Source organism: Faecalicatena fissicatena (assembly GCF_016900595.1).
Lineage (GTDB): Bacteria > Bacillota > Clostridia > Lachnospirales > Lachnospiraceae > Claveliimonas > Claveliimonas intestinigallinarum.
The window spans coordinates 199672-213457 of the sequence record NZ_JACLYY010000005.1 but is presented as its reverse complement, the minus strand read 5'-3'; the positions used below and the strand labels follow the sequence as shown (position 1 = coordinate 213457).

Annotated in this window: 11 protein-coding genes; 8 read left to right on the top strand and 3 right to left on the bottom strand. The window is 51.7% G+C overall.

Annotated elements, in window-relative coordinates:
- Positions 1–185: 185 nt before the first annotated feature.
- From metG to H7U36_RS07145, 7 genes are all read left to right on the top strand, one after another.
- The gene (metG, locus tag H7U36_RS07175; protein WP_330637052.1) at positions 186–2174 is read left to right on the top strand and encodes a methionine--tRNA ligase; all 1989 of its coding nucleotides are present in this window, start codon (positions 186–188) and stop codon (positions 2172–2174) included.
- 400 nt (positions 2175–2574) lie between these two features.
- Positions 2575–3474: an Rpn family recombination-promoting nuclease/putative transposase gene (locus H7U36_RS07170; protein WP_330637051.1), complete on the top strand. Its 900-nt coding sequence runs from the start codon at positions 2575–2577 to the stop codon at positions 3472–3474.
- A gap of 109 nt (positions 3475–3583) precedes the next feature.
- Complete coding sequence (locus H7U36_RS07165; protein ID WP_191493521.1) at positions 3584–4351, top strand: TatD family hydrolase; 768 nt, start codon at positions 3584–3586, stop codon at positions 4349–4351.
- Between the two features lie 83 nt (positions 4352–4434).
- On the top strand, positions 4435–5352 hold the full coding sequence (gene rsmA / locus H7U36_RS07160) for a 16S rRNA (adenine(1518)-N(6)/adenine(1519)-N(6))-dimethyltransferase RsmA (RefSeq protein WP_138304515.1): 918 nt from the start codon (positions 4435–4437) through the stop codon (positions 5350–5352).
- 1 nt (position 5353) lies between these two features.
- Positions 5354–6730 (top strand): citrate/2-methylcitrate synthase, encoded by a 1377-nt coding sequence (locus H7U36_RS07155; RefSeq protein WP_033125759.1) that lies wholly within the window; start codon positions 5354–5356, stop codon positions 6728–6730.
- 10 nt (positions 6731–6740) lie between these two features.
- Positions 6741–7685, top strand: coding sequence for an alpha/beta fold hydrolase (locus H7U36_RS07150; protein WP_138304513.1), 945 nt, complete (start codon positions 6741–6743; stop codon positions 7683–7685).
- Positions 7682–8368, top strand: a complete 687-nt coding sequence (locus tag H7U36_RS07145) for a D-lyxose/D-mannose family sugar isomerase (protein ID WP_033125761.1) — start codon at positions 7682–7684, stop codon at positions 8366–8368. Before H7U36_RS07150 ends, H7U36_RS07145 begins: the two co-directional genes overlap by 4 nt.
- Before the next feature lie 117 nt (positions 8369–8485).
- Here the strand turns inward: H7U36_RS07145 and H7U36_RS07140 are convergent, their stop codons facing one another.
- Complete coding sequence (locus tag H7U36_RS07140; protein ID WP_138304511.1) at positions 8486–9559, bottom strand: hypothetical protein; 1074 nt, start codon at positions 9557–9559, stop codon at positions 8486–8488.
- Between the two features lie 57 nt (positions 9560–9616).
- Complete coding sequence (locus tag H7U36_RS07135; protein WP_191493520.1) at positions 9617–10600, bottom strand: hypothetical protein; 984 nt, start codon at positions 10598–10600, stop codon at positions 9617–9619.
- A gap of 192 nt (positions 10601–10792) precedes the next feature.
- Between H7U36_RS07135 and H7U36_RS07130 the strand changes: the two genes are divergently transcribed.
- Entirely contained in the window at positions 10793–11746 is a 954-nt protein-coding gene (locus tag H7U36_RS07130) for a hypothetical protein (protein WP_191493519.1), read from the top strand.
- Positions 11747–11750: 4 nt separating this feature from the next.
- On the opposite strand, the gene H7U36_RS07125 is transcribed toward H7U36_RS07130, so the two are convergent.
- Positions 11751–13766, bottom strand: a complete 2016-nt coding sequence (locus H7U36_RS07125; RefSeq protein ID WP_243426722.1) for an RNA polymerase sigma factor — start codon at positions 13764–13766, stop codon at positions 11751–11753.
- Positions 13767–13786: the final 20 nt, after the last annotated feature.

Here is a 13786-nt window from a genome sequence, read left to right as displayed (position 1 = left end):
AGAGAAATTTCCGTATGCTGAGAGGAAATGGATGGAAGCGGGCTGAAGATGGCTTCCGAGCGGCGCAGACGAACGGGGAGAAGCCTAAGTGCTCAATGTAAGTCTGCGAAGGGACCGCCCTCTACAGCGGAGAGATGTCGGCCGAACCGGCACCTTATGAGGTTTCTGCTGCGAGGCAGGAGTGAATGAGAAGTGGTAACACGGTAAATTCGTCTTCTCTGATTTCCAATGGGAGTCAGAGAAGATTTTTTTATGAAAAAAGGAGAGTAGAGAGTATGGAAAAACAGAAGTATTACATCACAACAGCCATTGCTTACACATCAGGCAAGCCCCACATCGGGAACACCTACGAGATCGTGCTGGCAGATGCCATTGCCAGGTACAAGAGGAGCCAGGGGTATGACGTGTTCTTCCAGACCGGAACCGACGAGCACGGGCAGAAGATCGAGCTGAAGGCCGAGGAAGCCGGCGTGACGCCAAAGGAGTTTGTGGACAATGTGGCAGGGGAGATTAAGAGAATCTGGGATCTGATGAACACCTCCTACGACAAGTTCATCCGCACCACGGATCCGGATCACGAGAAGCAGGTGCAGAAGATTTTCAAAAAGCTGTACGACCAGGGAGATATTTACAAGGGATATTACGAGGGGATGTACTGCACTCCCTGCGAGTCCTTCTTCACAGAGTCCCAGCTTGTGGACGGCAAATGTCCGGACTGCGGCCGGGAGGTGCAGCCTGCAAAGGAAGAGGCCTATTTCTTTAAGATGAGCAAATATGCGGACCGTCTCATCGAGCACATCAACACCCATCCCGAGTTCATCCAGCCGGTGTCAAGGAAAAATGAGATGATGAACAATTTCCTCCTCCCGGGACTGCAGGATCTGTGCGTGTCCAGGACCTCCTTTAAATGGGGAATTCCGGTGGACTTTGACCCGGATCATGTAGTGTACGTGTGGCTGGACGCCCTGACCAACTATATTACCGGAATCGGATATGACTGTGACGGGGAGAGCACAGAGCAGTTCAAGAAAAACTGGCCGGCAGACCTCCATTTGATCGGAAAGGATATTATCCGCTTCCACACCATTTACTGGCCCATCTTCCTCATGGCCCTGGATCTGCCCCTTCCCAAGCAGGTGTTTGGGCACCCATGGCTTCTCCAGGGAGACGGCAAGATGAGCAAGTCCAAGGGAAATGTGCTCTACGCGGATGAGCTGGTGGATTTCTTCGGCGTGGACGCTGTGCGCTACTTTGTGCTCCATGAGATGCCCTTTGACAACGACGGCGTGATCTCCTGGGAGCTGATGGTAGAGAGAATGAACTCTGACCTGGCAAACACCCTTGGAAATCTGGTAAACCGCACGATTTCCATGACAAATAAATACTTTGGCGGCACAGTGACAGACAAGGGCGTGTCCGGGGAAGTGGATGCGGATCTGAAGGCTGTGACAGAGAACATGCCAAAGGCAGTGGAGAGCAAAATGGACGACCTGCGGGTGGCGGACGCCATCACAGAGATCTTTACCCTGTTCAAACGCTGCAACAAATACATTGATGAGACCATGCCCTGGGCCCTTGCAAAGGACGAGGCAAAGAAGGACCGCCTCGAGACTGTGCTCTTTAATCTGATCGAGAGCATCAAAGCCGGCGCGGCGGCGCTGGAGCCCTTTATGCCTGAGACATCAGAGAAGATCCTGGCACAGCTGGGAGACGGCAAGGTGACAGAGAAGCCGGAGATCCTCTTCCAGAGACTGGATCTTGAGGAGGTCATGAAAAAGGTGGAGGAGCTTCATCCCCATGTGGAAGAGAAGGAAGAAGCGGAAAATGTGATCGATATTGAGGCAAAGCCGGAGATCACATTTGAGGAGTTCGGAAAAATGCAGTTCCAGGTGGGCGAGATCATCGAGTGCGAGGCTGTGAAGAAGTCCAAAAAGCTTCTCTGCTCCAAGGTGCGCGTGGGAAGCCAGATCAAACAGATCGTGTCCGGCATCAAGTCCAACTACACGCCGGAGGAGATGGTAGGCAAGAAGGTCATGGTGCTTGTGAACCTGAAGCCGGCCAAGCTGGCAGGTGTGCTCTCAGAGGGCATGCTGCTCTGCGCTGAGGATGCAGACGGCAATCTGGCCCTCATGACGCCGGAGAAGGATATGCCGGCAGGAGCACAGATCTGCTAAAAGCGGGCGGAAGCAGGAAAGAACTCCGTAATTTGGAAAACAGAAAATATACAGAATGTATCTTTTGAAGGTAAAAAGCTGCAGGGCCAGTGCTCCGCAGCTTTTTTGCAGCCACAGGCATATAAAAAATTATATTAAGGATTGCATAAGTGCAAAAATTATGTTATTTTAATAGCATCAGGGCAGCACAGGATGCTGCCGGAAACAATTATTTTCACGCCGCAGATGTCAGAGCGGCAAAGATCTGATTTTCGGAGCCTGTATTCCAGGCATTAGCTTCGATTTGTAAACAAAGGAATAATGCAGGAACAGGGCTTACGTCTTTGAAGCTTCTAAGAGATGTGCTAATATGAAAGCAGACCCCTTTCCTGTATGAGACACACAGGAAAGGAGAAGACAAGTGACGAAGAAAAATGACAAGTTTATCATGCTTCCCACCGTGGACGTGTGCTTTAAGGGACTGATGTACAATCCCAAGGTGAGAAAGGGCTTTATCGCCGCCCTGCTGGGAGCGGACCCGGCGTCCATCCGGGAGACGGTGCTGCTTCCCACGGCGCTGCGGCAGGAATACCCGGACGAGAAGCTGGGCATCCTGGATGTCCGGGCCCTGATGGAGGACGGGGCGCAGGTCAACATGGAGATGCAGGCGTACCCCTTCGGGCAGTGGGACGCCAGATCCCTGTTTTATCTGAGTAAAATGTACACAGATCAGATCGGGAGGGGCGATCCCTACACGAAGCTGAAAAAGTGTATCCATGTGAGCATACTGGACTTTATCCGCTTTGCGGATGACAGGAAATGCCACCGGACCATCAGCCTGTGCGATGAGCAGACAGGGGAAAAGTACACAGACCTTCTGGAGCTGCAGATCCTGGAGCTGAAGAAGCTGCCGGGGGATCTGCGGGAGGACGATGAGGTCATCCAGTGGATGCGTTTTCTGGCTGGGAAGGACCGGAAGGAGTTGGAGGATATGGCAAGTACAAGCGAATATATCGAGGAGGCCTACAGGGAGCTGGAGAGGATGAGCGCGGACGAGAGGGCCAGGCTGGAGTACGAGGCCCGGCAGAAGGCCATTCGGGATCACGATGCCATCATGAGCAGCGCCTGGGAGACCGGCATGGAGAAAGGAATGGAGAAAGGTCTGCGGAAAGGCAGAGAGCAGGGCGTACGCCAGGAGAGAAAGGATATTGCCCTTCGCATGCTGGAAAAGGGCATGGGCATGGAGACGATCGCGGATCTGACCGGTATGGATGTGGAAGAAGTCCGGAAGCTGTCAGAAAAGTTCCGGGCAAAGGAGTGAACCAAATCCTTAACAAAAAATTAATTTTCCCGTTATATGATTTGCTGAGAAATTATGGTATAATTGTTCTACTTACTTTAGATCAACAAGAGAATTGGATGGAAGCGGCATGATTTTTGATACCCACGCGCACTACGATGACGAACAGTTTGATACGGACAGAGACCAGCTTCTTGCCTCTGTGGAGGCGGGAGGCGTGGGCACGATCGTCAATGTGGGCGCGTCCCTTGCTTCTAGCCGGACATCCGTTTCCCTGGCGGAGAGGTATCCCTTTATCTATGCTGCCGTGGGTGTCCATCCGGACCACACGGGGGAGCTGGATGAGGACAAGCTTCGGGAACTGCGGGAGCTGTGCGGCCAGGAGAAGGTTGTCGCGGTGGGTGAGATCGGACTGGACTACTATTGGGATGAGGCTCCCAGGGAGGTGCAGAAGAGGTGGTTTGTGCGTCAGCTTGAGCTGGCCCGGGAGCTGGATCTGCCGGTGCTCATACACAGCCGGGAGGCAGCGGCAGATACGCTGGAGATCATGCAGGAGCACGCCCGGGGATTGGAGGGTGTGATCCACTGCTTTTCCTACTCGAAGGAGCTGGCCCGGGAATATGTGAGAATGGGCTTTTTTATAGGCGTTGGCGGCGTCGTAACTTTTAAAAACGGGCGAAAGCTCAAGGAGGTTGTGGAGGATATTCCGCTCACATCTATTGTCCTGGAGACGGACTGCCCCTATCTTGCGCCTGTCCCTAACAGAGGAAAGAGGAACAGTTCTCTCAATCTCCCCTATGTAGTGGAGGAGATTGCGGCGCTGAAGCATATTTCCTGCGAAGAGGTGGTGGCGCAGACGGAAGAAAACGCCAGAAGATTATACGGAATGAGGAACTGACCTCCGTGCGATCCGGCTTTCGGCCGGGAAGCGGAGGTCGGGGACGGCTCCGGGAAGACTAAATGACGGAGGGAGGCGGGGCGATGCCCGTACCAACACTGGGAAATCCCCAGAATACGATTGAGATACTGAAAAAGTATAATTTTTCTTTTCAAAAGAAATTTGGACAGAATTTTCTTATAGATACCCGCGTACTGGATAAGATCATTGCGGCGGCCGATATAACAAGAGACGATTTTGTGCTGGAGATCGGCCCCGGCATCGGCACTATGACGCAGTATCTGGCTGCGGCGGCGGGTAAGGTGACAGCGGTGGAGATCGACAAGGCGCTGATCCCAATTCTAGCGGATACCCTGAAGGACTATGACAATGTAAATATTGTTAATCAGGACATACTGAAGATGGATATTCAGAGGCTGGTCGATGAGGAGAACGGCGGAAAGCCTGTGAAGGTGGTGGCAAATCTGCCTTATTATATTACAACGCCTATTATCATGGGACTCTTTGAGAGCCATGTGCCCATTGAGAGTATCACCGTAATGGTGCAAAAAGAGGTGGCGGACCGGATGCAGGTGGGACCGGGGACAAAGGACTACGGGGCCCTCTCCCTGGCCGTGCAGTATTACGCCCGTCCCTACATTGTGGCCAACGTACCGCCCAACTGCTTTATGCCCAGACCAAAGGTCGGATCAGCGGTCATAAGGCTGACCGTACACGAGGAGCCGCCAGTGCAGGTGGAGGACGAACGACTGATGTTCCGCATCATACGGGCATCCTTCAATCAGCGCAGAAAGACGCTGGCAAATGGACTGAAAAACTCAGCGGAGCTGAATCTTCCCAGGGAAGTGATCGAAGAGAGTATAGCGGAGCTGGGCAAAGGCCCGGGTATCCGGGGAGAAGCCCTGACACTGGAAGAATTCGCCCTGCTTAGTAATATCATTTATCACAGGATAAATGGGCAGCCTGAAAACCATGAACAGAATAGAGAAAGGAGAACATAAAATGGAGAAACGTTATCCAGCAGCGAGAGCACTTTTTGAGATCACACCGGAGATTGAGCATCTGGCAGAGCTCTGCGAAAAGAATACAGCCATTGACAAGGAGCTCTATACAAAGTACGAGGTAAAAAGAGGACTGCGAGACTTAAATGGAAAAGGCGTTCTGGCGGGACTTACCAATATCTCCGACATCATCGCCAAGAAGGTGGTGGACGGGCAGGAGGTTCCCTGCGAAGGTGAGCTCTACTACCGGGGCTACAATATCAAAGAGCTTGTGAAAGGCTTCCTGGACGCGGATCACTATGGCTTTGAGGAGATCACCTATCTTCTCCTCTTCGGCGAGCTTCCGGATGAGAAGGAGCTGAAGAAATTCCACGAGACACTGGTGGAGAGAAGGACACTTCCCCCCAACTTTGTGAGGGATGTCATCATGAAGGCTCCGAGCCGCGATATGATGAACAGCCTGTCTCGCTCAATTCTGAATCTGTATTCCTATGACGCAAAGGCGGACGACACATCTATTCCAAACGTGCTGCGCCAGTGTCTGAATCTGATCAGCCAGTTCCCCATGCTGATGGTATATGGCTATCACGCCTATAACTACCGCATGGGTGAGGATCTGTTTATCTATGCGCCCAAGCCGGAGCTGTCCACGGCCGAAAATATTCTGATGATGCTCCGTGAAGACAGGCAGTACACGAAGCTGGAGGCCAAGATCCTGGATATGGCGCTTGTGCTCCACATGGATCACGGCGGCGGAAATAACTCCACCTTCACCACACACGTTGTTACATCTTCGGGCACAGACACCTACTCTACGATCGCGGCGGCCATGGCTTCCCTGAAGGGACCAAAGCACGGCGGGGCAAATGTGAAGGTGACCCAGATGTTCGATGACATGAAGAAGCATGTCAAGAACTGGGAGGATAAGGACGAGGTACGCCAGTACCTGTGCGATCTGCTGGACAAGAAGGCATTTGACCACAAGGGACTTATTTACGGCATGGGACACGCGGTGTACTCTGTGTCTGATCCCCGTGCTGATATTTTCAAGTCGTTTGTAAAACAGCTCGCCGCTGAAAAAGGATATGAGAAGGAGTATGCGCTCTATGAGACAGTAGAGCACATGGCTCCGGAGGTGATCGGAGAGAAGAGAAGGATCTATAAGGGCGTTAACGCCAATGTGGATTTCTACAGCGGACTTGTGTACAGTATGCTGGGTCTGCCGCCTGCCCTCTACACGCCCATCTTTGCCGCAGCCCGCATTGTGGGCTGGAGTGCCCACCGGCTGGAGGAGCTGAAAAATGTAGACAAGATCATCCGTCCTGCGTACAAAGCGCTGGCAGAGCACAGGCCATATGTTAAGATGGAGGATCGCTAGGAGGAAGAATATGAAGAGAGAATTCTTTTACCCGTCCGCGGATGGAGAGACAGAGATCCATGGGGTGGAATGGCTCCCGGAGGGCGAGGTGAAGGCTGTGCTTCAGATCAGCCATGGCATGGTGGAATACATAGACCGCTATGACGGGTTTGCTTCCTGGCTTGCAGAAAAAGGATGGTATGTTACAGGGAATGATCATCTGGGACATGGGAAGTCCGTTACGTCAGAGGAGAAGTATGGATTTTTTCATGATCCGGATGGCAATGCCTGTGTCATCCGCGATATCCATACACTCAGGGAACGCGCCGGGGATAGATATCCCGGCGTTCCTTATTTTATGCTGGGTCACAGTATGGGTTCCTTTCTCCTGCGCCAGTATCTGCTGAAGCACGGCAGGGGCCTTGCCGGAGCCATCATCATGGGAACGGGATACAAGGGAGCGCCCATCCTCTGCGCGGGCCAGCTCCTCTGCCGCCTGCTGGCGGCTGTAAAGGGATGGGACTACAGAAGCCGGCTCATTGACAGCCTGGGACTGGGAGGATACAATCGCAGCTTTGAGCCCTGTGAGAGCAAAAGGGAGTGGGTTACATCTGACATCGGGATGCGGGAAAAATATGAGGCAGATCCCCTCTGTAGCTTTACCTTCACAGTCAACGGCTACTATCAGATGTTTGAAGGCATGAAGCAGATCGCGGGAAAGAAGGGGGCGCTGCGCATCCCCAGGACCCTGCCGGTGCTTTTTGTGTCCGGTCAGAAGGATCCCGTGGGCCGCTTCGGGAAGGATGTGGAAAAGCTCTTCCGGATGTACCAGGATGCCGGGATAAAGGATGTCAGCATGAAGCTGTATGAGAATGATCGCCATGAGGTGCTCAATGAGCAGGACCGGCAGCAGGTGTATGAGGATCTGTATGAGTGGATGGAACAACATTTGGGGCAGCAGGAGGAAAAGAAATGAAACGTTCAGAAATTAACCAGGCACTAAAGGAAATGGAGGCCATGATCCGGGAGTACCGGATCTCCCTTCCTCCCTTCTGTCATTTTACACCGGACGAGTGGAAGACAAAGGGGCATGAGTACGATGAGATCCGGGACAACGGACTGGGATGGGACATCACAGATTACGGCCTTGGAGATTTTGACAAAGTGGGATTTTCCCTCATCACAATCCGCAATGGAAACGTGCACGATGATAAATACCCGAAGCCCTATGCGGAGAAGCTTCTTTATATAAAAGAAGGACAGCACTCTCCCATGCACTTTCACTGGAACAAGATGGAGGACATTATCAACCGGGGCGGCGGCAATGTGCTGATCCGGGTATACAATTCTGATGAAAAGGAAGAGTTTGCAGACACGCCGGTAACAGTCCATTGCGACGGGCATGCATACACCGTTCCGGCGGGCGCGCAGATCAGGCTGTGCCCGGGAGAGTCTATCACCATCACTCCTTACCTGTATCACGATTTTGACGTGGAGCAGGGGAGCGGCCCGGTTCTCCTGGGAGAGGTGTCCATGTGCAATGACGACAACACGGACAACCGGTTCTATGAAAATGTGGGAAGGTTCCCTGAGATCGAGGAGGATGAGCCGCCCTACCGGCTGCTGTGCAATGAGTATCCGGCAGCGCAGGAAAAATAGTAATAACTGAATTTGAAGAACTGCTTAATCTTTCTGTAAGAACTATAAAAACAGCGGGGTGATAAGAGCGGGAATATCCCGTTCCTGTCACCCCGCTGTAAGTGTCAGCTCACTTTTTTATTTGCCAAAGGAGCATGTAAAACTGTCACTGTACAGTGACTCGTAGCTGCCTGCGCCATTTACCTCCACCCAGTGCAGGATTTCCAGAGTGAAAGAGAGCTCTTCCGGAGATTCCCCTTCGGCGAGCCCATATGTCTTCTCGGCATTGGGGAAAAAGACAACATCGCTGAAGATACGTCTTCCTGCCGGAAGATCGTGTATGTAGTCGCCTAAAGTCATGTCTTCGGACGTATAGCCGTTGACAGATACATCTTCCCATGAAGTACTCAGGGGCTCTTCGGATTTGTTTTCCATGTATGTGTGAAGCGTATACATGGAACCATCATCATCCCCCTCCAGACCACGGATGATATAGGTAAAGTTCTCGTTATCCGCAACCACCTGCTCGCCCTCGGCGGGCTCGTAGGAGGGAAAGTCAACGGTGTCGGCGGAAAGGCCTGTGGGATAGATGGTACATTCCTGTTCCGGGTTCATGGCCGAAAGTTGTTCGTAAGGGATCGGATTCGTAGCTGCCTGCTGTCCGGGATCTTCGCTGGAATGTTGAGGTACCAGTTCAGGAACAAAAATAATTTCCTCAGCCACGGAAGTTCCATCGGGCAGAGAAAAGGCATATTTAGCAGTACCGCTCTCACCTGCAGCTGCGCCCAGGCCCAGAACATAACCATCTTCAATGCCGGCCGCTTCATTCATTTTTGCGTAGGAACTGTCTGCATCGGCATAGCAGATATCCCCTTCTTCCTCCCAATCAGCATACGAAGCGGCACATCTGTTGATATAGGTGTTCATAGATGATATATCCAGGGCCATATCGTAGGAGGTCTTGTTGGTGAACTGGAATTCCACTATACATTTATCCGCCTCATCGGCCTCGGCTCCCAGTGCGGTGAGAGTATAGTAGTCGTTATCCGCCACCACCGTTTCCTTCAGGGAATATTCCACATTCGGAGTAGAACTCTGCTCTACTCCGGTGGGGGATGGGGAGTCACTGGAGTTGCTGTCAGAAGTGCCGCAGCCTGTCAGAAGTGCGGCGCATATAGTCAATGTAAGAAATGTACGTGTCTTTTTTTTCATATGGTTTTACCTCGTTTCTCTTGAAATTTTTTCATATTTGCCAGGGACAGATGGGAGCTATATGGGAACGGACAGAGGTCCGATGGTCTTCATTCCGCTCCAGTCGCCGGATGCCGGGCCTCCAATGTCCAGTGAAAAGGAGATGGAAGAGCTGCTGGTGATCTCCGGGACTGTATCAGCTGCGTTGAATGATGTAGCGGTGCAGACTGCCTTGCCGTTATTTTCATAATAGTAGCCGCCGATGCTGTACCGGAATGCATCTTCGTCAGGAGAGTAGGAGTATGTGAGGGGTGTACCGTCTACGGTAACATCCTTGATGCGCAGCTGGGCGCCGGCCCCGGTATTGTTGCGGATAACAGCGATAAGACAGCCCTTATCATCCTCTGTTTCTCCTGGCAAATATTTTGCGTGGATCTGGATACCGTTCTGGTCGTAGACAAGCAGCAGATCTTCGGAAAGCTGCGTATCCATCTCACTTTCAAGGGTAGTCCTTACCGTACAGATAGACTGGCTTTCATCCAGGCATTCATTGTAATTGGCATCTGTTGCGCTGAAGGCCAGTTCTATCTCACCAATTTGAGTAATCCCCGCATTGTCGAGAACAGCCTTGCTCAGGGTACAGGTGTCCTCTGCGGTAGACTGGGCAGGAACAGCGATGTAGGCGGAGGAGGAGACCTGGAAACCATTCAGATATGTGTAGGTACCCTCACCTATGGACAGGGAGACATCAGGGCTGCGGAAGCCTATGGTGAGATCCGTGTCGGTGGTGTTATCCACTGTCAGATCCAGACTGTAATCGCCGGTATACTCATTAATGCCAAGACCTGTAGCTGTGATGCGGATGCCGTTTGCATCTATGAGTACCTGTTCTTCTACGTCAAAGTCCAGTCCGTTGTCTGTTTCCTCCGTTTGGGATGGATCTGTCTGTTCCACAGAAATGGAAATACTGTCTTTTTTGTCTTCTTTTTCCCCAGTACTACAGGCGCACAGTGATGTGGTGAGAGCTGTGACCAGAAGAAGGGGCACGATCTTCTTTTTCATCTTTTCCTCCCTTACGGCGTCTCTTGTGGAACGCCTCGTATCATATATAGTAAAAATTTATCACCTTAAAAGAAGCAGGGTCAACACGGTAAAACCTAACATTTTACGGTAAAAAGTAAAAAAAGTCTGTCCCCTTTTTGATCCCTTGTGCGAATACACATTATAGAAGGAATAAAAAGGCGGGAGAGCATCATGGAAAATAAAGAACAGAAAGAGGAAATACTCAGGGAGCTGCTGGAGATGGCCGAAAAGTGCGCGGTCGGGAGTGGAGCGGATCGCCCGGAAGTGAAGTGGCTGCAGAAGAAATTTGCCCGTATGCAGAGAAAATACATGCTAAAGAACAAAAGTCAGGTGGACGGAGTCCTGTATGAGAGGATGGAGGGGCATCAGCCAAAGACAGCAACGGAATGTCTGAAGATACGCTACTGGCGCACGGGCAGATATACACCGATCAACAGAGAACAATGTCTGCGGCTGGGAAGAGCACTGGAGCTGACAGATGAAGAAATGCTATTCCTCATGCAGGGATATTTTGATCATAGTGAGAATGTGTATGACACGCAGGAAAAGTGGAGCAGCGCGTCTTGTGTGGAGAAAGGCAGTCTGCTCAGGCAATTGGAGGAGAGCTATCTGGCAGGTATACCAGAGGAGGAGGTGAAAGCCATGAATATCCGTCCGGGTGAGAGGGAGAAATATTTTCGCCATATCTATTTTACAGATGCTTTCCACTATGTGACCGTTTCGGGTGAGCACAGCATGGAGATGCTGCGGAAACATATTACCAGTACCCGCTATGATTCAGAGCTGAGAAGGCAGATGCGTCTTCAAGGGGAGATCCCGCGTAAAACCATGCTGCGGCATCTTCTGATCCTGAATGCTCCGATGGTGTCCCTTGAAACGGTAAATAGACAGCTTGATTTTCTGGGCTATCTTCCGCTCAGTGAGGATCATACCCTGACCGGCGGGGAACGTCTGGACAGTCTGGTGATCCGCCTCCTTGAGGGCTACGGGGAGGTATTTAATCCGCGGCAGCCCCGCCGGTCACTGTGCTGGCTGCAGGAAGCCTGTCGGGAGATGGACAGGCTTTTTGTGGAGATGAAAAGACCGAGAATGCGGTTCATGCACTTTAAGGCTCTGGAATTATAGAGCGTTAATTGACAAACAGAGGTATGTCCAAATCTTTGTCCCAGAGGTAGTTGATCTGGGGGATTGGCGCATTGCTTACAGGTACCAGGCGGAATGTGGAGACGTCATAGTAGGACGTGTCGATGCCAGCGACAGATAAGATTTCTCCTGTATGAAAGTCACCGGCTATAGGAGTTGACATGGCTAGAAGCCCACAGGGACAGAGATTACAGCTGGCTTCTGGCAGTATATCCTGATCGCCGGTAACATTAAAAGCACACAGATAGAGGTCGGGTATGTTGCTTTCAAAGCGGAGTGTGAATTTCCAATAGCGAATACGCGGGCATGAGGAGACGGAACGGAGTTCTTCTATCTGACTGTCAGGAGATGGACAGACTTCTTCTACTTGTTCCAGATACAGCCGCCCTCCGTAAATTTCACAGGATTTTTCCGCAGGAAAAGTGCATTCCGACAGATCAACAGGTATGTAGAAATCTTCGGGCATTTTATCGGAGAGACAGAAGAAAGGGATATGAAGGGTGATCCCGCCGGGAGGAACCTGGCCGAAATTCCATTCGAAATAATCGATGCCGCTGTTCATGGAATAGTACTCCTGACATTCCCCGGTGTGTACATTTCCGTACGGATCTGTCACTGTAAAAGGATTTTGGCTGTACCCATCACTGAAAAAGGCGGGACAGATAACTTCTGGCATGATGTTCGGACCGTCTCCGCTGCAGAGAGGGTAGATGGACAGGATCAAAGCTCCGCTGTCATCTCGGCGAGGGACAGTGAGGAGACTGTATAGATCGTTAATCTTATATACATTGTCCTGAACCTCCCGGACAGGTGTGCGTTCCATGGAGAAGGTGACATCCACGCTGCAGGAGAAGTCAAAGATCTGTCCCAGGGAAGTTGCGGAAGACAGAGAGAGTGTGAGAACTTCCGGGGAAGCGGGCATTTCTATATTTTCGTAAGTGCAGTAAAGCCACTGAAAACTGTTACCCGAATTGCCTCTGGTGACAGTTCCGGAGCCAAGAAGCACTCCATCCAGGTACAGATCATGAAAGTATGGGATGAAAGAGTCTGAAGGTATGGAGAACAGGGGGAACTCAGGGTTTGAGATATCGGGGAAAGCGTCTCCCCTGGCCTGGACCAGAACCTTTACTTTGAGAGTGCTCTCTGCATATACGGCCGACTTCAGAGTGCCGGTCACGTATTCTGTCTCAAAGGAGACTGGAGTCCCCATATTGTAGGCGGCGGTTTCGGGAGTGGAGACCGGGCCATAGCCGTCCAGCCAGTAAAAAGCAGACTGGATCCCGCTGGTGCTGCCGGGAGAGGATTCCCGGACAGCAGCAAAATTGTCCTGGGACTGTACCGGATTGTCCTGTGCATTTGCCTGCGGCTGCATGTTTGCCTTTGTACCGGAATCTTCGGGCTGTTCGTTGTCTTTGTCATTATCTGTTATGATCAAAGGCTCGGGCTTGTTATCCTCTTCGTTTTTCCCAACGATGATTTCCCACAGGTCCGGGATGAGATCGTAGTGCCGCAGTACGCAGTAGGTGCAGGCTGACAGGGCCAGTAGTGCCACAATGATGAGGGTGAGCAGGAAGGAACGACGCAGTTTTCCTATACTGCGCTGATGTCTCTTTTTTACAGTCTCGTAGGGCAGCCCCAGGGAGGCGGCGATTTCTTTTATGGACATGCCGTCATAATATTTCATACGGATCAGGTCCGCTTCATCGGGGCGAAGTTCTTTCATTGCTCTCTCTACATCGGCCCGGAGTTCTGCCAGGGCAATCTGGCGGTCTGCGGTAGATGTAGCAACGCGGCCACGGCTTTTTTCTTTCCGGTAGCGGGAGACGGCTAGATTTCGGGCGATAGCAGCCAGATAGACGGGCAGGGAGGACTTCTGCGGATTATACTTGTCCCGCTGGAAATAGAAGATGGAGAAGGTTTCGTTTACGCACTCCTTAATATCTTCCGGATTTTGCAAATGCCGGGAGACAATGCTCCAGATAAGACCCGTGTAGCGCTCCATGAGAAGAGTAAGGCCGGTCT

Bases quoted from the DNA above. Each gene is read 5' to 3' on its own strand.
- H7U36_RS07125 (WP_243426722.1), bottom strand. From the start codon at position 13,766: ATGGAGCGCTACACGGGTCTTATCTGGAGCATTGTCTCCCGGCATTTG.
- H7U36_RS07165 (WP_191493521.1), top strand. From the start codon at position 3,584: ATGATTTTTGATACCCACGCGCACTACGATGACGAACAGTTTGATACG.
- H7U36_RS07150 (WP_138304513.1), top strand. From the start codon at position 6,741: ATGAAGAGAGAATTCTTTTACCCGTCCGCGGATGGAGAGACAGAGATC.
- rsmA (WP_138304515.1), top strand. From the start codon at position 4,435: ATGCCCGTACCAACACTGGGAAATCCCCAGAATACGATTGAGATACTG.
- H7U36_RS07140 (WP_138304511.1), bottom strand. From the start codon at position 9,559: ATGAAAAAAAAGACACGTACATTTCTTACATTGACTATATGCGCCGCA.
- H7U36_RS07135 (WP_191493520.1), bottom strand. From the start codon at position 10,600: ATGAAAAAGAAGATCGTGCCCCTTCTTCTGGTCACAGCTCTCACCACA.
- metG (WP_330637052.1), top strand. From the start codon at position 186: ATGAGAAGTGGTAACACGGTAAATTCGTCTTCTCTGATTTCCAATGGG.
- H7U36_RS07130 (WP_191493519.1), top strand. From the start codon at position 10,793: ATGGAAAATAAAGAACAGAAAGAGGAAATACTCAGGGAGCTGCTGGAG.
- H7U36_RS07145 (WP_033125761.1), top strand. From the start codon at position 7,682: ATGAAACGTTCAGAAATTAACCAGGCACTAAAGGAAATGGAGGCCATG.
- H7U36_RS07155 (WP_033125759.1), top strand. From the start codon at position 5,354: ATGGAGAAACGTTATCCAGCAGCGAGAGCACTTTTTGAGATCACACCG.